15 protein-coding genes are annotated in these 19,581 nt (G+C 64.5%); 12 read left to right on the forward strand and 3 right to left on the reverse strand.

Annotated elements, in window-relative coordinates; genetic code table 11:
• Positions 1–211 precede the first annotated feature (211 nt).
• The 10 genes from glf (at position 212) to AAFU51_06595 (ending at position 12,405) form a co-directional block, all read left to right on the forward strand.
• Positions 212–1,384 (forward strand): UDP-galactopyranose mutase, encoded by a 1,173-nt coding sequence (gene glf / locus AAFU51_06550; protein ID MEO1570912.1) that lies wholly within the window; start codon positions 212–214, stop codon positions 1,382–1,384.
• A 162-nt stretch (positions 1,385–1,546) separates the two neighbouring features.
• Positions 1,547–3,280, forward strand: a complete 1,734-nt coding sequence (locus AAFU51_06555; protein ID MEO1570913.1) for an SLBB domain-containing protein — start codon at positions 1,547–1,549, stop codon at positions 3,278–3,280.
• A 1-nt stretch (position 3,281) separates the two neighbouring features.
• Positions 3,282–4,517: a Wzz/FepE/Etk N-terminal domain-containing protein gene (locus AAFU51_06560; GenBank protein MEO1570914.1), complete on the forward strand. Its 1,236-nt coding sequence runs from the start codon at positions 3,282–3,284 to the stop codon at positions 4,515–4,517.
• A complete protein-coding gene (locus tag AAFU51_06565) occupies positions 4,514–5,989 on the forward strand; it encodes an O-antigen ligase family protein (GenBank protein MEO1570915.1) in 1,476 nt (491 codons plus the stop codon). The genes AAFU51_06560 and AAFU51_06565 overlap by 4 nt, the downstream gene beginning before the upstream one ends.
• Positions 5,976–7,280 (forward strand): flippase, encoded by a 1,305-nt coding sequence (locus AAFU51_06570; GenBank protein MEO1570916.1) that lies wholly within the window; start codon positions 5,976–5,978, stop codon positions 7,278–7,280. The genes AAFU51_06565 and AAFU51_06570 overlap by 14 nt, the downstream gene beginning before the upstream one ends.
• Positions 7,281–7,286: 6 nt before the next feature.
• Positions 7,287–8,657, forward strand: coding sequence for a glycosyltransferase family 4 protein (locus tag AAFU51_06575; GenBank protein MEO1570917.1), 1,371 nt, complete (start codon positions 7,287–7,289; stop codon positions 8,655–8,657).
• A 37-nt stretch (positions 8,658–8,694) separates the two neighbouring features.
• Positions 8,695–9,105, forward strand: a complete 411-nt coding sequence (locus AAFU51_06580) for a hypothetical protein (GenBank protein MEO1570918.1) — start codon at positions 8,695–8,697, stop codon at positions 9,103–9,105.
• 300 nt (positions 9,106–9,405) lie between these two features.
• Positions 9,406–10,242: a hypothetical protein gene (locus AAFU51_06585; protein ID MEO1570919.1), complete on the forward strand. Its 837-nt coding sequence runs from the start codon at positions 9,406–9,408 to the stop codon at positions 10,240–10,242.
• Between the two features lie 4 nt (positions 10,243–10,246).
• The gene (locus tag AAFU51_06590) at positions 10,247–11,503 is read left to right on the forward strand and encodes a glycosyltransferase family 4 protein (GenBank protein MEO1570920.1); all 1,257 of its coding nucleotides are present in this window, start codon (positions 10,247–10,249) and stop codon (positions 11,501–11,503) included.
• A 53-nt stretch (positions 11,504–11,556) separates the two neighbouring features.
• Positions 11,557–12,405 (forward strand): class I SAM-dependent methyltransferase, encoded by an 849-nt coding sequence (locus AAFU51_06595; protein MEO1570921.1) that lies wholly within the window; start codon positions 11,557–11,559, stop codon positions 12,403–12,405.
• On the opposite strand, the gene dut is transcribed toward AAFU51_06595, so the two are convergent.
• Entirely contained in the window at positions 12,402–12,863 is a 462-nt protein-coding gene (gene dut, locus AAFU51_06600; protein ID MEO1570922.1) for a dUTP diphosphatase, read from the reverse strand. The two genes, AAFU51_06595 and dut, sit on opposite strands and share 4 nt — an antisense overlap.
• Before the next feature lie 80 nt (positions 12,864–12,943).
• A complete protein-coding gene (locus AAFU51_06605; GenBank protein MEO1570923.1) occupies positions 12,944–14,479 on the reverse strand; it encodes a peptide MFS transporter in 1,536 nt (511 codons plus the stop codon).
• 224 nt (positions 14,480–14,703) lie between these two features.
• On the opposite strand from AAFU51_06605, the gene aspS reads away from it, so the two are divergent.
• Positions 14,704–16,599, forward strand: coding sequence for an aspartate--tRNA ligase (gene aspS, locus AAFU51_06610; protein MEO1570924.1), 1,896 nt, complete (start codon positions 14,704–14,706; stop codon positions 16,597–16,599).
• An 11-nt stretch (positions 16,600–16,610) separates the two neighbouring features.
• A complete protein-coding gene (locus tag AAFU51_06615; protein ID MEO1570925.1) occupies positions 16,611–17,153 on the forward strand; it encodes a DUF1877 family protein in 543 nt (180 codons plus the stop codon).
• 217 nt (positions 17,154–17,370) lie between these two features.
• On the opposite strand, the gene AAFU51_06620 is transcribed toward AAFU51_06615, so the two are convergent.
• Complete coding sequence (locus tag AAFU51_06620) at positions 17,371–19,485, reverse strand: S9 family peptidase (GenBank protein ID MEO1570926.1); 2,115 nt, start codon at positions 19,483–19,485, stop codon at positions 17,371–17,373.
• Between the last annotated feature and the right edge of the window lie 96 nt (positions 19,486–19,581).

Here is a 19,581-nt window from a genome sequence, read left to right on the forward strand (position 1 = left end):
ACCGCCACACCGCCACACCGCCACACCGCCACACCGCCACACCGCCACACCGCCACACCGCCACACCGCCACACCGCCACACCGCGAAGAGCAGAGGAGGAATCGCTCGCACCCTTGACCCCGCCGCCGCCGCCCTGCACCTTCTCGACCCTCGACCCTCGACCCTCGACCCTCGACCCTCGACCCTCGACCCTCGACCCGAACCCATTCCGTGCGTCGCTACGACTACCTGATCGTCGGAGCCGGGCTGACCGGCAGCGTGCTCGCCGAGCGGCTGGCGTCGCAGCTCGGCAAGCGCGTGCTCGTCATCGACCGGCGCGCGCACCTCGGGGGCAACGTCTACGACGAGGACGACGAGCACGGCGTGCGCGTCCACCGCTACGGCCCGCACCTCTTTCATACCAACAGCGAGGCCGTCGTCCGCTACCTCTCGCAGTTCACCGCGTGGCACCCCTACGAGCACCGCGTCCTCGGGCGCATCGCCGACCACGACGGGGTCGAGCGGCTCGTGCCGGTGCCGTTCAACCTGACGTCGCTACACGCGCTTTACCCTGAGCGCCAGGCACAGCGTCTCGAAGCACGTCTCTTGTCGACCTATGGCGAGGGCGCCAACGTGCCGATCCTGAAGCTGCGCGAGACTGCCGACCCCGACCTCCATGCACTCGCGGAGTTTGTCTACGAGCGCGTGTTCTACGGCTACACGCTCAAGCACTGGGGCTGCCCACCCGACGCACTCGGACCGCACGTGACGGCGCGCGTCCCTGTCCGCGTCAGCCGCGACGACCGCTATTTCCAAGACGGCTTCCAGGCGCTACCGCGCGACGGGTACACCGCGATGGTCGAACGCATCCTCGACCACCCCGGCATCGATCTGGAAACCGGCGTCGCCTTCGAAGACGCCCGCGACACGGTGCAATTCGATCGCCTGATCTACACCGGCCCTATCGATGCGTTCTTCGACGAGGCGTACGGGCCGCTACCCTACCGCAGCCTCCGCTTCCGCTTCGAGCACACGGCCGCAGCCGACCTCGACGGCGATCTCGGGGCACGCGGATTTGCCCAGCCTGTGGCCCAGGTCAACCATCCGGCGCTCGATGTGCCGTTCACGCGCGTGACGGAGTTCAAGCACGCCACGGGTCAGCGCGCCGCGGGGACGACCGTCGCCCGCGAGTTTCCCGAAGCCTACGCGCCGGGCACGAACGAGCCCTATTACCCCGTTCCCGCTGCTGCAAACCGCGCGCAGTACGCGCGCTACGCCGCCGAGGCCGCCAGCCTCGAATCCGTCACCTTCGCGGGCCGCCTGGCCGACTACAAGTACTACAACATGGACCAAGCCGTCGCGCGAGCCCTCGTCGTGTTCCAGCAGCTAGCGGCGGTGTCCTGAACGGGACGATGTGGGTTTTCTGCAGATGCATTGCCCTCTGGAGACACGAAGGGTAGTTTCTGCCGATTTCCCACCCACCACTACCACCCGACTACGACCTTGCTCGTCAGGATTCCAATTCGACAGGGTACAGCCGTTCTGGCGATAGCCCTAGCTTGCTTCTTGCCGGGCCTCGGACAAGCGCAAGGGCTCGAAAGCAGCCTGCGCGACCAGGTTGCGCAGCAGGTGGCAGCCCGCGGAGGTGGCTCTGGTGCCCCCATTGCTCTCGAAGGAGCACTCGATCCGGCGGCCTACATCGTGGGCCCGGGCGACGTGTTCACCGTGACGGCAGGCGGCGGAGTCCCAGTCGTGCAGAGTGCCACGGTCTCCGCCGATGGCCTGCTCGTATTTCCGAGCCTCGGGGCGTTTGAGGTCGATGGTGAGACCCTGCAGACGGTGCAGGGCGAGGTGCGCGCAGCGCTGCGGCAGGCCTACCGCAACGTTCCCACGAACGTGACGCTGAGCTCGCCACGCCAGTTTTTTGTGCATGTCTCTGGCGCGGTTCCCGAGCCAGGACGACGCTTGGTTGGCCCCATCGCTCGCGTTGAAGACGCCCTGGCTGCGGCGCTCGGTGGCCTGACTCCGTTGGCGTTGCGCAACCAGGGCGGACTGCGTCAGGGCGAGACCCTCATCCGTGTTCCTGCCAACATGACTGCCGAAGTGCTAACGGCCCCCATCGAGGACGAGAGGCGGGGCAGCTCCTTGCTTGAGGCTCCGGAGGAGTCGCTACCGGCGCTGAGAAACGTGCTGGTGGTGCACCGCGATGGGTCCCGCACTCGCGTGGATCTGATGCGCTACTACGCTACAGGCGACACGCAGTACAACCCGTATCTCCGGGACGGCGACGCCGTGCACCTTGCGCTGTTCGCGCCAGATGTGTCGGGGGTACACATCGACGGAGATCTGATCGAGAGCCAAGTGCATGACTACCGCGAGGGAGATACGGTTTTCGATCTCGCCGAAGTCGCCCTCGGCCCCGGAGCGCTTGACCAGGTGCAGGCGGTTCGGCTGACACAACTTGCGGAGAACGGTCGTCCAGAGACCCTCACGCTTGATGCAGCAGCACTGCGTGCGGGGACGGTCCCCTCGGTGCAGCCACGTGCGCAGATCTACCTCGTCACGCAGGACGTCACGGCCGGGACGGCTGACGCGGTGGGGGCTTTGCTCTACCCCGGCACCTATCCGATTCGCATCGGCGAGACGAGTGTGCAGGACCTACTTGCCATGGCTGGCGGACTACGCCCTGAGGCCCTACCCCGCGTAGCCGTGCTCGAACGACGCTTGGAGACGGACCCTGCGCTATTCTATCCCGTCAACGAGACGGGCCGCCTCGGCAACTTGGAGTTTCTGAGCCGCGACTTCCTGGCGCGCGACTTGCTCCAGTTCCAGCGGATCCCGCTAGACTCTAATGTGCTCGCCGTGAGTGCGCCGCCGCTCTTGCTCCAAGATGGAGATCGGCTGCTCATGCCCTCTGGTGAGGAGGCGATCCAGGTGCTAGGTGCAGTACGCCGACCTGGCTTCATCCCATTTGTAGAGGGTGCTGCAGTCTCCTACTACATTGAGCAGGCCGGCGGAGTCGCCGCCGAAGCGCGGGAGATCTTCGTGCTCAACGCCTCGACGGGCGAGATGATGTTGGCGTCTAACGCTACAGTGCAGCCGGGCGACCGGGTGTTCGCGGACCGCGAGCCACGCCCTGAGACTGAGCAGCAGCAGCAACTCGCGATCCAACTGGAGCAACTAGAACGCCAGGAGTCCCGAGACCGCCGCGGCTTTGCATTGCAAGTCATCCAGACGACTCTAGCCGCCATCTCGACGGCTGTAACCCTCGTGCTCCTTCTAAACGATAGTGGCAACTAGCATGGAGCCTCTTACGGTACAGCGTAGTTCGCGCCAAGATTCGCTCCGGCCGGGCCGAGGTGACCACCCAGAAGCGGGCGCTTCTAGCGCGGGTACAGACGGTTGGACATACGCCCGAGCCATCTACCAGCATTGGCGCCTCATCGCGGCGGTCACGCTTGCGTCGGCGGTGGTCGCGGTCGGTATTGCCCTCCTGGTTCCGCGTCAATATGCCTCCGAGGCCCGGCTGCTCAAGCCGGAGGATACCACCGGATTCTCGCTGGGTGCGTTGCTAGGCTCAGCCGGTGGGGCTGTCGGGGGCTTGCTCACCGGTGGAGGGGAGTACTCCCGGTACCTCACGATTCTCACGAGCCGGACCATGATGGACACCATCATTGACCGGTTCGATCTCGTGGAAGTTTATGGTTTCGCGGACCAGGAGCATCCGCTCTCGGCCACCCGGGAAGAGCTCCGCGACAACGTGGAATACGAAGTAGACCTCGAATACGACTATCTAACGATCCGCGCGTACGACCGCGATGCAGACCGAGCCGCCAACATCGCGAACACGCTCGTCGAAGAGCTAGGACGAGAGCATGTGCGGTTGACCTCGGAGAATGCCCGCCGTACGCGGGTGGCTGTGGAGGCGAGGTTGGGTGAGGCCGAGGCAGCCCTAGACTCCGTACGGGGTAGTCTTCAGGATTTCCAAGAGGAGTACGGCGTGACAGAACTGGAATCTCAGGCGCGCGCGCTCTTGGAAGCTGTCGCTCAAGTCAAAGCCACTGAGGCTCAACTCACCGTCGAGTACCAGGCGCTAGCCGACCAGTTCGGTTCGGAAAACCCTACGGTTGTGGCAGCTCGTGCCGCACGCGACGCCGCACGCGGCGAAGCCCGCCGCCTGCTGTCCGGGCAGGATGCTGCGCTCCCGATTGCGCTCGAAGACCTCCCCAGCTTAGGACGGCAGTACGCGGGCCTGGTCCAAGAGCAACTCATTCAGACTACCATCATCGAGAGCATCTATCCGCTGTACGAGCAGGCTCGGTTCCGCGAGGAGAGCGAAGCTCAAGCCGTCCAAGTGGTGGATGCAGCCGAGCCAACGGTCGTACCAGCTCGTCCCTCTCGGAAGGTGCTCGTAGTGTTGCTCACGCTCTCCGGGGTTCTCTTGGCGTGTGGGTATGTGGTCGTCCGCGCTTGGACGCGGCTCCACCTCCCCGAGCTTGCATCCCGGCTGCGTGAACCATCGCGGCAGGACGCATGAGCGCGGCCTCTGGCGGTGAGGCCGGCACAGCGTTCACGGACATCGCGCTCGTGCGAGGTGCCGAGCGCGCGCTTGCAGGCGTGTTTGGCCTCGGCTTGCTCGGTGTAGCGGTACTAGGGGCTCTAGAGCCCAGCTTGGTCTGGATTCCGCCGCTGCTTTTGATCGGAGCAGCGGGACTCCTATTTCTCTGGGGCAAGCCGGTCTACCACCTCGCGGCGGTGCTCTTCGGGTTCCTCGCTGTTTTCGATTACGCCGAGGGGATCCAGATCCACGAACTCGCTTTCGGAGTCTACTATCTGGCCTATCTCGCTGCCTGGTTTCTGTACCACACGTTTGTGCGTCGGGCGAGCTACGTGCAGAGCTTCGTTGACGTGGCAGTGCTTGGATACTTGATCGTTGCGACTGCATCGCTCTTACTCGTGCCATTTGTAGGCAGTGACCTGGTCGTGGCTGTGAGTCAATGGACGGGCATGGTCGTGCTCGGCTTCTACTTTCCGATCAAGCATGCCGTTGCCCAATCGCCGAAAACGCTTGGTTTGCTACTGCTTGTCTTTGCTGCGGTCGTCGTCGTTGTGACGGTGCGCAACTTTCTGTATTACCTCCAGGCGCTTCAAAACGCCGAGGCGCTGTGGGAGATCATGCAGAACCGGGCACGCACGAACGAGCGGCAAATCATGGTCGGGCTCATTGGAGGGCTCACCTTTTTGCTCTACTACACTCGGAGTACCAGTGCACGCGTCGTACTCGTGGTCTTTTGCTTTACACTCACGGCCGGCGTGGTCGTGGGGCAGAGCCGTGCGATCTGGGTGTCCATGATGCTCGCGCTCGGTGTTATGCTGTTTATGATGGAGCGCCGCCAGCGTGTTCGCCTGGTCGTCGCGCTGACGTCCGCTGTGGCGGTATTGCTGCTGGTCGGGTTTATTGCCTTCAACAATCTGTTCGAGATCATTCTGACAGGGCTTTCCACGCGTTTCGTTTCGCTCGGAACGGCAGCGACACAAGACCTCTCGCTCGTCAACCGCTTCTACGAGTGGGAGGCCGTAGTCCGTCGCGCGGTGCGCAGCCCTCTGTTTGGATGGGGAATGGGAGCAGAGTACAGCCACTTCAGCCTTGTGTTTGACGCAACCCACGAGAAGGCATACGTCCACAACACCTATATCGGCATCTTATTCCGCCATGGGGTCTTGGGGCTCTCCCTGTTCGCTACATTCTTCCTCGGTAGTTTTGTGCTAGGCGCTCGCTTCGTTAGCGCCGAGGCAGCGAGGCGGCGTGGTCGTAGCGCTGCTCTCGTGTTTGCTACGGCTCTCGCGTGCACGGCGGCCATCCCAGGTCTGGCTCTAGCGGCCATGACAGAGGGGATGATGCTCAACGCCGACGGGGTGTTCGTATTGGTATATCCTCTTGCTCTGCTCGCGGGACTGCGCCACCGAGCGTGGGATCTAGTGCCAGCCGTCCCGGATGCTCGGCGATGACGACATGGAAGTGGGGCAGCCAAAGCAAGGTCAAGCATCCGATGTTGCGGGCGGACGCCGTCTCCTCGTTAATGCGTCGTGGCTGGGTGCAGCCAATATCGCCGTTAAGCCCCTATGGTTTGTGTTTATCACCGTGGCCTGCGCACGCGTACTGGGGGCGGACGGCTATGGTGCGCTGACGACAGCGTTATCGCTCGGGGCCGTCGCCTTTGCGCTGACTAACTTCGGCGCCGCCCAATACATCGTGCGCGAGGTGGCCCGCGATTCCGCGCAGGCGCCCAGGCTGTTTACTCATTTTCTCTCACTGCGGCTCCTACTCATTGCGATGGCGGCGGCGGGCGTCGGAGTTGCCGCCTGGGCTCTTGACTACGAGCGCCCTCTCGTGCTGACGACTGGGGCGGTATGTGTTTACCACGCCGGTCTGACTCTCACCGAGTATGCGCGCGCCTATTTCCAGGCGTTCGAAGTGCTTCAATACGAAGCGATCTCCGTCCTGGTAGAAAAGCTTCTCGTGATTGCAGGAGGCGCCTCCATGCTGGTTGCCGTGGCCACACCAGCAATGACCGTGGCAGGGATGGCGATTGGGACCGTATTCACGGCAACAGGGGTGTTGCTCTTCGTGGCACGCAAGCTCGTGCCTGAGCGGAATGGTCTCGACTGGCCCTATGCTAAATCCGTACTGCCAGCCCTTGTGCCCTACGGTCTGGTTAGCCTGCTGGGCATGATGTTCTTTCGGATTGACACGGTCATGGTCGAGGCGCTCCTGAGTACGGTCGCCGCCGCGCAGTATGGCCTGCCTTTCCGCTTCGTGGAAGCGCTCAACATGATTCCAGCTGTCGTCGTGACGGCAGCGGGCTACCCGCGTCTAGCTAAGCTCTGTAGCGAGGAACGTTTTGGCGCGGCAACACGGTTGCTGTGGCGTATCGCGGCGGGGCTGCTGGTTGTGGGCGTGATTGGAGCAGGGGTGCTAAGCGTGATTTCAGATCCCCTCATGACGTGGGTCACTGACGACCCGGAACTACAGGCATCGGCTCCGGTGCTCCGCGTATTGTGCTGGGCGTTTCCGCTGACAAGTTTGCGCACGTTGCTTGCGGCCGTACTCCTTTCACTCGATATGCCGCGTGCGGTGGCGGGTGGACTGTTTGGGGGAGTAGTGCTCAACGTCGGCCTCAACCTGTGGCTCATTCCACAACTCGGCGTGACGGGGGCGGCGCTTACGACGCTGGCGTGCGAACTCCTACTCCTTGCGGCCTATGCCTTCCTGTGCCACCTCCGCCTCCGACATCGGTAAAAGTCCATGCGCATCCTGACGATCGTCGACAAGCTCAGTGCAGGAGGCCGACAGCGTGTCGCCCAAGACTACACGCTCGGGTACCGGAAATATGGGGCAATGGTCGCCGTTCTCGCGCTCCAGGCTTCCGGACCTCGGCTTGAGGTGTTGCGTCAGGCAGGCGTGCCGGTCTTTGTCGGCGGTGACCCTGAGCAGATGGCTCGGGCTGTTGAAGAGGCTGGAGCCTGGGGGGCGGATGTGCTACACCTCCATAGCGAAGGGCCCGTACGCGATTTCGAGGCAGAAGCGATCCGCGCGCTACTACGCGGGCGCTCCCGTCGGCCCGCCGTTCTGGAAACCGCGTCGTTCGGCCGCGTCGACTATCGGCAGCGCTTTCAGGAGACGGATGTACATCTCCTGGTTGCCCCTTGGGTGCTCTGGCGATGGCAGCAATGGGCTCGGCCGCTTCGCCCGCCGCCGCTCGGGGCCGTCGTCCCAAACATCGTAGACGCCACCCGTTTCTTTCCAGCTGCGCCCTCGGACGTTGCTGCGTTTCGGCGTGCGCACGGTATACCTACCAACGCGTTCGTGTTCGGCTGCGTTGCCCGGCCTGACCCCCTCAAGTGGCCGGGGTTCATGTTCGAGGCCTTCGAGGAGGTGGCTCGGGCGCACCCCTCTGCATTCTTTGTCGGCGCAGGTTTTGACGATACAGCACGCGCCCGCATCGCCGCGTTCCCGGAGGACGTGCGCCGGCGTGTAGTTGAGCTCCCTTTCCTCCACGACGACGAGGTCCTCCGGACGTGCTACAGCGCTATGGATGTCTTCCTCCACGGCAGCCCCATTGGCGAGACGTTTGGCCTGGTGTTTGGAGAAGCCTTGCTGTGCGGCACCCCCATCGTCACGCACTCGACGCCTGCGCGCCACAATAGCCAACTGGGGGTGGTCGGCCATGAGCGTGGTGGCCTCGTGGCTGCGAGCGAGCGTTACGTCGCTGTAGCCATGGCGCGCCTGCTGACGACCCCGGCGCTGGTCGAGCAGTTGGCGCGGCGAGGGAGCGAGTACGTCCGGCAGCACTACACCGAAGAGCATGTGATCCCCCTCCTGCTGCGCGTGATCGGTCACGCTCAGCAGGCATCCTCGCGGGCGGCACTCGGCGCAGCCCTGGGGGCTGACCCCGGCATTGTCACGCACGTTCCCGACGAGCACGTCCGCAGTCTACTGGCAAACACGCTCGGGCGGACGCCGCTGCGTGCCCGGATTCTCATGCGTCTCGTGCACAAACCCGCTCTGTTTCGCGCCTGGTGGGCCATAAAAGGGCGTCTGCGTCGCCAACCCGATACGGACCCTGCAATGCCTCCTTCCGCATCTGTCTCTGCATCCGTATCTGACCATGCCTAGCCGCACGCGCCTGACTTGCTGGCTCGTCTTCGCAAGTATGGTACTAAGCCTAGCGAGCTACCCCGTTCGTAAGCTCGGCGGTCCATCAGAGTTGTACCCGTTCTTCAACTGGCGCCTGTTCTCCGAGCCCTGGGGCGTTGATGGGCATACAACTTACCGTCTCTACAGCCGTGCTACGTCCACGGCAGAGTGGATCCGCCACCCCGTAGCTTCAACCGAGGCATTCACGCGCAAGGAGTATCACCTCGTGATCGGGACAGTTACGGACGAAGCGCTGGCCACGCCTTCAGATCTGCGCCGGCTCCAGGCGTTCGCCTCGACGGTGGCACCCGGCGCTGAGTCCTACCGCATCGTCGGTGAGCGGTTTGCTCCGCTGGTCGTATTGGCGGACTCCGCAACTGCCGATACGACGACGCTCGTCCGTTTCGAAGTCCCTGAACGTCCCTAGCTCCCCGTCATGCTTAGCCGAACGGGCCGACTCAATGCTGCAGCTGCGGGCGTATGGGCCGGCCTCTTTGCCGATCGTGCGCTGCTGCTCCTCACCGTCCCCTGGATAGTTCTGCGGGCGTACATACGCGAAACCAGACTCCTGGAGCGACCCGCCGGCCTCTACGAGCCTGGGACATGGCTCTCGGCGCTGTTGCAGTCTGAGATGCCGGGAGCCGTCGCTTGGTACGGTGTCGCTGCCGTTATGGTGGCATGTGTGTGGGTATGCTGGCGGTTTCCCCAGGTCGTGCTGGCGCGCCTCGTGCTTGCATTCGGAGCGCTTTACCTCATCGCGCCTGAGTTCGCCTACGGCAAGGTGGACCACATGAACCACGTATTTCTGCTGGGCCACGTACTTGCTCTCTTCCTACCTGTAGGTACCCCCAACCTGCAAGCAGCTCTCCGCGACCGAGGTGCGGCAGAAGCGACGCTGCGTGCACAGGCCCGTGCCTTCGATTGGTACCGTGCAGGGCTGCTCTTCCCCTACACCTTGGCGGGGTTCTGGAAGGTTCTCGACCTCACCGTCCGCGCCGTGCTCAAGCCCGGCATGACGTTCCTCCATCCCGATGCTCTCCTGATCACCTCAGCGACGACCTACCGCTCGCATGACCTCCCGCTCGAAGTTCCACGATCACTTGCGACGTTCAACGAGGTATTTGGACCAGGCTACATCGCCCTGGCCGTCGTGTTCTTGGCGGCATCTACCGCCGGATTCAGGCGCCCGCTGCTCGGCCTGATGCTGCCTGTCATCCTCCTCTTCCATCTCAGCAACATCCTCACACTCTACGTGATCTTTGCGACGACGTGCGTAGTCGTGATCGCGTTGCTGTTTCCCTACGACCGCGCAATCCCTGCCGTCAGGCGTTCACTCGTGCCTGTGGAAATCGCGACGTTCACCGGACGCGGCTGGCACGCGCGCTACGTCAGGCACTATGCGAATGGCGACGCCGATGAGTTCGACGGCTTCAGGGCGTACCGAGCACGCTGGACCGATGCATCGTGGTGGCTTGGGGGACCCCTGCACCATCCGCTCTTCGACACGGTGATGTATCTCGTACGGTATGTCGGGACGCGCCGCCGCACGGCCACTCAACTCTAGACCCATGTTTAAGCTTTGCATTCAGTGGCCTCGATTCGGCCCAATCCACCTCACGCGCCTTCGCGCCACCCACGCCCATGCAGAAGAGCGTGGCGGCCGTGTGATCGGTCTCGAAACCGCGAGTGACGACGCGATCTACGAGTGGCGGGTCGAAGCAGGTGCTGAGCCCTTCGAGCGCGTCCAAGCGTTTCCCGGCCGCGTCTTTAACGACATCCGCCCTGCAGACATGCATGCGCGGACCCTCGACGTGCTCGACCAGATCGACCCTGACGCCGTAGCCATCATGAGCTACGGCTACCCGGATGCACGCGCGGCACTGGCCTGGTGTCGGCGCCGCCGCCGTGTTGCCATCCTCATGATGGCGACCAAAGAAGACGATGCGGAGCGGGTGGCGTGGCGAGAGCAGATCAAGCGCCAGATCGTCCAGGAGTACGATAGTGCCATCGTCGGAGGCACGCCGCAGCGCGACTATGTCGTGAAGCTAGGCATCCCTGAGGCGTACGTGTTCACGAAGTACAACGCGGTCGACAACGCGTTCTTCGACAACGGTGCGGAGGTGGCTAGGGCCGATCCAGAGCGGTTCCGGCACTTGCCTGGTCTGGCTAGTGACCGCCCCTTCTTCGTTGCATCGAACCGGTTCATCGCGCGCAAAAACCTGGACCGACTGCTGCTAGCCTACCATCAGTACCGTCGGCTCTCAGATCAGCAAGGGCACGCCCCCTGGCGCTTGCTCATGCTGGGCGATGGCTATCTCCGCAGCGAGCTCGAAGCGCTCGTCGCCCAACAGGACATTGCGGGGGTAGAGTTTTGCGGCTTCCGACAGATTGAAGAACTGCCAGCCTACTACGGGCTAGCCAGCGCCTTCGTGCACCCGTCGCTCGTTGACCAGTGGGCGCTCGCAGTTAATGAGGCGATGGCTGCCGGGCTCCCTGTGATTGTTTCGACCGGAGCAGGATGTGCACGGGACCTGGTTGATGAGGGGAGCAACGGCTTTCGCTTCGATCCGAACGACACAGAGGGCTTGGCACACCATCTACTCACGATGGCCCATCCCTCCACAGATCGACGCGCTATGGGTCGCCGCTCCCGAGAAATCGTGGCAGGGTGGGCCCCGGAGAAGTTTGCCGAATCCATATGGCTGGCCGCAATGGCGGGACGTGAACGAGCAAACAGGCGGCCGAATATCGCAGTCCAAGCGGCCCTCGTGGCACTGAACCGGATTCCTCGTCACATTCAGGCCTTTCATACTGTGGAGGCGTAACCCAACCTGCATGTCCCTTGAGTAACCCTCATACAAGCGTGCCCGCAACGACCATGGAACGTACCCTCGTGGATATTGCTTGTCCTCACTGCGGCGGCATGGAGCGTGGGCTGTGGGCTCGCGACAACGGCTACCAAGCCCAGCAGTGCACCACGTGCCAGTTTATCTACGTCAGTCCTCGCCCGCCGGCTGAAGCTATCGACGAGGCTGCGCAGAGCGGCCTGCATGCAACGGAGCATGGCGAGGTAGACCGAGTGGGACTCCTGAACTTTCGGCGTGCCAAGCAACGCATGTTCGAACAGCGCCTGGCCGAGCTCTACCCCGAACGCGAACTGGCAACGAAGACACGATCCTGGCTCGACGTGGGGTGCGGCTTTGGTGAACTGGTGGCGGCCGTTCAAGCCCTGCTGCCTCAGGGGTCTGCGGTATTAGGTGTTGACCCGTGTCTGCCGAAGGTGCGTGTCGCCCAACAACGCGGTCTTCCTGTGACGCCTGAAACGCTCAGCGATGTCCAGGGCACCTTCGACGTGATCTCGTTGGTCAATGTGTTCTCGCATCTGCCAGACCCCTTCTCGTTTGTCTCGAACCTCAAAACAAAGCTGCGGGACAACGGAGAGGTGGTGCTAGTCACGGGGAATGCCGCTGAGTTGCCAACCCCGGCCGCCTACCCAGATCCGCTCTATCTCCCTGATCACCTAGTCTTTGCTGGAGAGGCGCACTTGCGCGCCCTGTTCGAGCGGGACGGGTTTGAGGTCGTGAAGGTGCTCCGGGTGCCCTACTTCTTCCGGGATCCACTCCTGATCCCGAAAAACGTGGTGAAGAAGGTGCTGGGGCGACCTGCAGAGCCGCTGCGCAACACAGGACCTTTCCGCTCGCTGTTTGTTCGCGCTCGCCTGGTCTAGCTACGGCCCGTGTGACCAAATCCGCCGCTACCTCGCTCTGTGGCGGCTAGGTCGTGCGACTGTTCGAACTGGACACGCTCGTAGCGAGCTACGACGAGCTGAGCGATGCGCTCGCCGCGCGTGACGACGAAGGGCTCGGGGCCGTGGTTGATGAGCAACACCTTCACCTCGCCTCGATAGTCTGCGTCGATGGTGCCGGGGCTGTTCAAGACTGTGACGCCATGCTTGAACCCGAGTCCCGATCGCGGGCGTACCTGGCCCTCGGTGCCGTGCGGGAGCGCGATCTGAAGCCCCGTCGGGACCAGCGCGAACGCACCCGGCGCAAGCGTCAGCGGGGCGTCCTCGGGAACGGCCGCCCTGAGGTCGACGCCTGCGCTGTCTGCGGTGGCGTGCGCAGGTAAGGCGAGGCCCACACCGTGAGCGAGCACGTGGATGGGAATAGAGAGTTGGTCAGCCATCGGTATCAAAGCAGCAGGGTGGTGGAGGTATGAACCTCGCACCGCCCTAGGAGTGCGTCAAGCGAACAGCGCTTCAAGGGCTACTTGATGTCGCCCATCAGGCGCTTCACGAACGGGCTCACCAGCAGTGCGATCACGCCGCCGCCGCCCACGAACATCGCCACCGAGCTGAAGAGGTCGCTCGCGGGCAAGCTCTCGAGCTGGCCCGCCACGAGGCCCGCGATCAGGTTGCCCAGCGCCGCCGCCACGAACCAGATGCCCATCATCTGCCCCACGCGGTTCTTCGGCGCGAGCTTCGTCATCGACGAGAGACCGACGGGGCTGAGGCACAGCTCGCCGCAGGTGTGGAAGAAGTAGGTCACGATCAGCCACGAGGGTGACACCGGCGACTCCGGCGTGGCGTTGGCGGAGCCCCACGCGAGCACGAAGAAGCCCACCGACAGGCCGAGCAGCCCCATCCCAAACTTGACCGGGATGCTCGGATTCGCGTTGCGCTTCGAGAGCCACACCCAGAGGCTCCCGAAGACCGGGGCTAGGATGATGATGAACAGCGGGTTGATGAGCTGCAGCGTGCTCGCTGGGATCACCGCGTCCAAGATGTTGCGGTCGGTGAGATCGCGCGCAAACAGGTTCAGCGAGGTGCTCGCCTGCTCGAAGCCGCTCCAGAAGAGCGCCGCTAGCACGAAGAGCCACGCGATCACCCCGAGCCGCTTCTTCTCCTCCGCCGAGTGCCCGCCAAAGAAGACGATGTAGGCGAAGAATGCCGCCACGAGCGCCACCACGACGCCCCCGAGTCCGCCAGCGATCTGCTCTAGCGAGAGGCCGATCACGCCCGAAACCATCAGCGCCCCAAACAGCCCCAGCACGATCACGGCCGCCGCCGAAGCGAGATAGAACGAGCGCTCGCGTTGGGAGAGCGTGTTCGGCGGGGTGTCTCTGGGGGCGTCGCCCACGCCGTCGAGGTGCTTCGCGCCAAGGCGGTACTGGATCAGTCCGAGCAGCATCCCGAAGCCCGCGAGCGAGAACCCGAGGTGCCAGTTGCCCGCGTACGTGAAGCCGAACAGGCTGAAGCCTTCGCCGATCGCGCCGCAGAGCAGCGGGCCCAGCATCGCGCCGATGTTGATCCCCATGTAGAAGACCGAGAACCCGGCGTCGCGCCGCGCCCCGCCCTCCGGGTAGAGGTCGCCGACGATGGTGGAGACGTTCGGCTTCAGGAAGCCCGTGCCGATGGCCACGAGCGCCAAGCCCAGGAAGAACGTCGGCTGCTCGGGGAGCCCGACCATAGGCCCCGCCATCGTGAAGTGCCCCAGCGCGATGATGATGCCGCCCACGAAGATGGCGCGCTTCTGCCCCCAGACGTTGTCTGCCACCCAGCCGCCGGGCAGCGAGAGCACGTACACGAAGAAGAGGTAGAGGCCGACGATCGCGTTCGCCTGACCCTCGCCGAACCCGAAGCCAGGGTTCTCCAGCGTCATCGCGGCCGTCATGAAGAGCACCAGGATGGCGCGCAGGCCGTAGTAGGAGAAGCGCTCCCACATCTCGGTGAAGAAGAGCGTCGAGAGGCCACGCGGGTGGCCGAACCAGGCGCGGCCCGCGCCGATGGAGTCAGAAGCCATGAAAAGCCAGGGCGAATGCGAAGGGAAGGAGGCGGGTGGGCACCCCTCGTGAACAGCGGGCGAAGATACGGGCGGGAGGTGCGAGGTCCGAAGGGGGGCGTCCGAAGGGGACGAACGAAGTGGCAAGGGAAACGGAGAATCGGGGAGGAATGCGCGCACCGCTTGACCCCGTCACCGCATCGCTGCACCTTTTCGGTCCTTGATTCCCCGACCCCACCCTCGCCATGTCCAGCCGCACCGCCCTCCTCACCGCTGAATCCCAGCACGGCCGCCGCACCCACACCGGCGGCGACCTCCGCGCCGCGCATGTCGGCGAGACCGTCGTGCTCAAGGGCTGGGTCGACACGCGCCGCGACCTCGGCGGGCTCATCTTCATCGACCTGCGCGACCGCTACGGCCTGACGCAGGTCGTCTTCGCGCCGCAGATCGCCGACGCGGCGATGGAGACGGCCGAGCAACTGCGCTCAGAGTACGTCATCTCGGTGCGCGGCGAGGTCCGCCGCCGCTCCGACGAGACGGTCAACCCGAAGCTGCCCACCGGCGAGGTCGAAGTGTGGGTCGATTCGCTCGAAGTGCTCGCCGTCAGCGACGCGCCGCCGTTCGTGGTGACCGCGCACGAGGAGAAGCAGCAGAAGGCCAACGTGGAACTGCGGCTGCAGTACCGCTACCTCGACCTCCGCCGGCCGACGCTCCAGCACAACCTGCTCCTGCGCCACAAACTCTACCAAGCCACGCGGCGCTACTTCGACCAGCACAATTTTGTGGAGGTCGAGACGCCCGTCCTCATGAAGTCGACGCCGGAGGGGGCACGGGACTACCTCGTGCCGAGCCGCGTCCACCCAGGCAAGTTCTACGCGCTCCCGCAGAGCCCGCAGACCTACAAGCAGATCCTAATGATCGCGGGGATGGACCGCTACTTCCAGATCACGAAGTGCTTCCGCGACGAGGACCTCCGCGCCGACCGCCAGCCGGAGTTCACCCAGATCGACGTCGAGATGACGTTCGCGACGGAGGAGCTGATCTACGAGATGGTGGAGGGCCTCATCGCCGAGATCTGGCAGGCCACGCGCGGCATCGAGATTTCGACGCCGTTCCGCCGCATGCCCTACGCGGAGGCGCTGCGCCGCTACGGCTCCGATAAGCCCGACCTCCGCTTTGGGATGGAGCTTCAGGACGTGTCCGCCGTCTTCGCCGACAGCCCGTTCCGCGTGTTCAACAGCGCCATCGAGCAAGGCGGGGCCGTCGTCGCCATCGTCGCGAAGGGGGAAGGCGACCGCGGGCGCGGCGCGATGGACCGCCTCGACAAGGACATTGTCCGCAAGCGCATCGGCGCGGGTGGGTTGATCTACTTCAAGCTGCCCTCGGACGGGAGCGAGACGTTCTCGAACGTGAAGGAGCACGTTCTGCCGACTCAGTATGTCGAACGCTGCATCGAGGCCGTGGGTGCCGAAGCGGGCGACCTCGTGTTGCTGCTCGCCGGGCCGCAGCCGAAGGTGTTCGAGCAGGCCGGGTCGCTGCGCCTCCACATGGGCGAAGAGATGGGCCTCGTCCCCGAGGGCGCCGACGGGCCGTGGGAGTTCCTGTGGGTAACCGAGTTCCCGCTCCTCGAATACGACCGCGACGCTGCCACCCCAGCGGAGGGCGACGGCGAGGAGGGGCGCTACTTCGCGATGCACCACCCGTTTACGTCGCCGAAGCCCGAAGACTTCGACAAGCTCGACCGCAGCAGCGGCGCGTTTGCGCCGGGCGAGGCGCGGGCGCGCGCCTACGATCTCGTCCTCAATGGCACCGAGATCGCGGGCGGCTCGATCCGTATCCACCGCGCCGACATCCAAAGCCACATGTTCGACCTCCTCGGCATCGACGAGCAGGAGGCGAGCGAGCGCTTCGGCTTCCTCCTCGACGCGCTGCGCTTCGGCGCGCCCCCGCACGGCGGCATCGCCTTCGGCCTCGACCGCCTCGTGATGCACCTCACCGGGGCCACGTCTCTCCGCGACGTGATCGCGTTCCCGAAGACACAGTCGGCCACGGAACTGATGAGTCAGACGCCCGCCGCCGTGGACGCCGAGCAACTCGACGAACTCCACATCGCCGTAACGGCGGAGGAAGACGAGGACTAGCAGAGTCGTGAATGGGCTACTTCCTCACGCTATATCGTCTCCCATCGCATCGTCTCGAAGCGGTGGTGACGGACGATGATGAGTTGGTTCGGTATGACGACGAATTTCAAGCGCTGGAGGAAGTAGAGGGAGAAATGCCACACCAGTACAGGTCAGAGCAAATTGGTTGGCTGGATCTGGGAAAGTCTGGGGTGTGGCGTCCGCTCAAGTATCTACTCGATCCAGTCAAACGTGAACTGGGCACGTGGGAGGACTACGGACCGCCAGGTTGCGTGACAGGTGCTGCTGTCTCCGGCTGGCATCAGGCGAAGACAGGATTCGATAAGCCGCTCCGCTACAACCGGTCTGATGAGGTAGGAGCTATTCGGAATGCTCTGGAGTCGTTCGACTTCGAGATGCTAGTTCGTCAAAACAAGGCCAGTGTGGTGTACGAGTGCGATGTGTTTCCTCATCTGTACTACTGGCCGATGCTAATCGAGCGGCTAGAGCACCTCCGCGAGTTCTATCGCATCGCCGCGGATCTAGGACAGGCCGTGCTGACGGATCAGGAGTAGGCTCACGAGCCACATCGTGTCATCCTGAGCGTAGCCCGGAGGGCGAAGTTGAAGGATCTCTGTCTACCTCGACGCTTAGAGTGGGGCCTGGAAGCTGCCCCGCAGATCCTTCGACTCACTGACGCTCGCTCAGGATGACAGCGGGGTGAGTACGGAAACACAAGAAGGGCGAGGCGCCGCAGCACCTCGCCCTTCGAGCTTTGGAGCACAGACGGCGTTACTCTTCGCCCATCTCGACTTCGGTCTCGGTCGCGGCGTCCGACATCGGCGGTGCCGGGACAACGATCTCGGCGGGGGGCAGCGTGTCGCTGTCGCCCTTGAGGAACACGTCGAACCAGCGTAGGGCGCGGAGGGCGTAGTCGTAGCGTGCGCCGACGCGGGCGTTGCCGTGGCCCTCGCCGGGGTAGAGCACGAGGCGGACCGGCGCCTCGCCGCGCAGCTTGAGGTGGCGGTAGAGCTCGTAGCTCTGCCCGGCGTCCACGCGCGGGTCGGCCTCGCCGTGGAGGATCAGCAGCGGCGTCTCCGACTGCCCGGCGTAGTAGATCGGGCTGCGCTCGAGCATGAACTGCCAGTCGTCCCACGGGCGCTTGAGCGCGTGCACGTAGAACTCCTCGTCGGCGATGTCCGTCGTGCCCACCTTCGAGATCTTGTTCGAGATGCCGACGAACATCACGCCTGCGGCGATGCGGTCGCTGTAGCGCGTCGAGAGCCACGCGGTCGCGTAGCCGCCGTAGGAGCCACCCGTCACGCCGACGCGGTCGGGGTCCGCCACGCCGATCTCGATGAGGTGGTCGGCGGCCGTGATGAGGTCGTCGAACTCCTTGCCAGCCGGGTCGCCCTGGCCGGCCTTGGCGAAGGCCACACCGCGCCCGGTAGAGCCGCGGTAGTTGGGGTAGAACACCGCGTAGCCGCGCGCCGCGAGCAGCTGCGCCTGGCTGTTGTAGTCCGTGATCCAGCCGTTGGCGACGAACGCCTCCGGGCCGCCGTGTACGTCGAGGACGAGCGGGTAGGTCTGGCTTTCCTGATAGTCGAGCGGGTAGAAGAGCGTACCGCTGAGCGTGAGGCCGTCGGGGGCCTCGTGGGTGATGACCTCCTGGCGCGCGAGGCGCACGTCGGCCAGCATCGGGTTGAGGTCGGTCGCCATCGTGACCTCGGCGTCACCGGCGCGGACGAACAGCTCGTCGGGGTGCGCGGGCGTGTCGGCACTGAAGGCGAGCGTGCCGTCGTCCGAGAACGTGATGTCGCTCAGGATCAGGCCGGTGTCCCACGGGATGTGTGTCGTCGCGGTGCCGTCGAGCGTGTGCGACTCCAGCGCGGTCTGCGTGGCGAAGTTCGCCGAGACGACGGTCCAGACCTCGTCGTTGGAGAGCCAGCCGTACTCGATCACGTCGGCCTCGCGCATCGGGTCGAACACCTCGCGGGCGTTCTCGAAGTTCGCGTTCTCGACGGGCACGATGAACAGTCGGCCGTTCGACGGATCGCCGATGTCCTGCGCTGAGCGGAAGGCGAGGTGCTCGCCGTCGGGGCTGAACTGGAGGCGGTTGTCGAGCTTACCGGGGTTCTCAATCCGGCCGACGATGCTGTTGCTGTCGAGGTCGAAGAGCCGGATGCGCTTGTACATGTACGACGCGTCCACGTACGGATTCGGCGCGACGCTAATGGCGAGCATGTCGCCCTTCGGGTGCCAGTCGACGGCGTAGACGGAGCCCTCGATGGCAAGGCGCTGCGGCATCATGCGCGTCGGCGGCTGGTAGACGTAGAGCGCGCGGTTGGGCGTGTTCTCCTCATAGACAATGGGCGCGCGGTTGCCGAGCGGAAGCCGCTCCATCGGCGCGGGCAGCACCTCGTCGGCGATGAAGGCGACGCGTCCCGAGGTGGCGTCCCAGTCGTAGGCGCGGATGCTCGTTCCGTGGCGGACCACCAACTGCGGCTCCGTGCCGGGTTCCATGGCGTAGAGCGCTGTGGTGGGATCGTCTTCGCCACGGTAGAGGAAGCTCAGGCGGCCGTCGGGTGCCCACGCGAGGCCGCGCACGGAGGCGTCGAGCGCGATCGTGTGGCTGCCTTCGGCCACATCGTAGAGGTAGAGCGGCGTGCTCGCCCCGGCGTTCGACTCGTACGGGTTGGCGGGCGTGCGCACCGTGTAGGCTACGGTCGCGCCGTCGGGCGAGATGGCCACCTCGCCGATCGAGCGCAGCATCTCGACGTGGAAGGGGGTGAGCGTGTTGGCCGGTTGGTCGGCGGGCTGCGCGACCGTGGCTGGGACTAGAAGGAGCGCGAGCGTGCTGAAGGCGAGGGCGCTCAGCCGAGCGCGTAGGGGACGAGAGCGTAGCATAGACGGTGCGTGAAGCGTCGATGGAACAGGAGCCGCAAGCTACCGAAGGGCAGACGCGCCGTTCCGGGAGCCACGGCCCCACGCTCGCCCCGCTAT

The sequence above is a fragment of the Bacteroidota bacterium genome (assembly GCA_039821555.1).
GTDB lineage: Bacteria > Bacteroidota > Rhodothermia > Rhodothermales > Rubricoccaceae > JBCBEX01.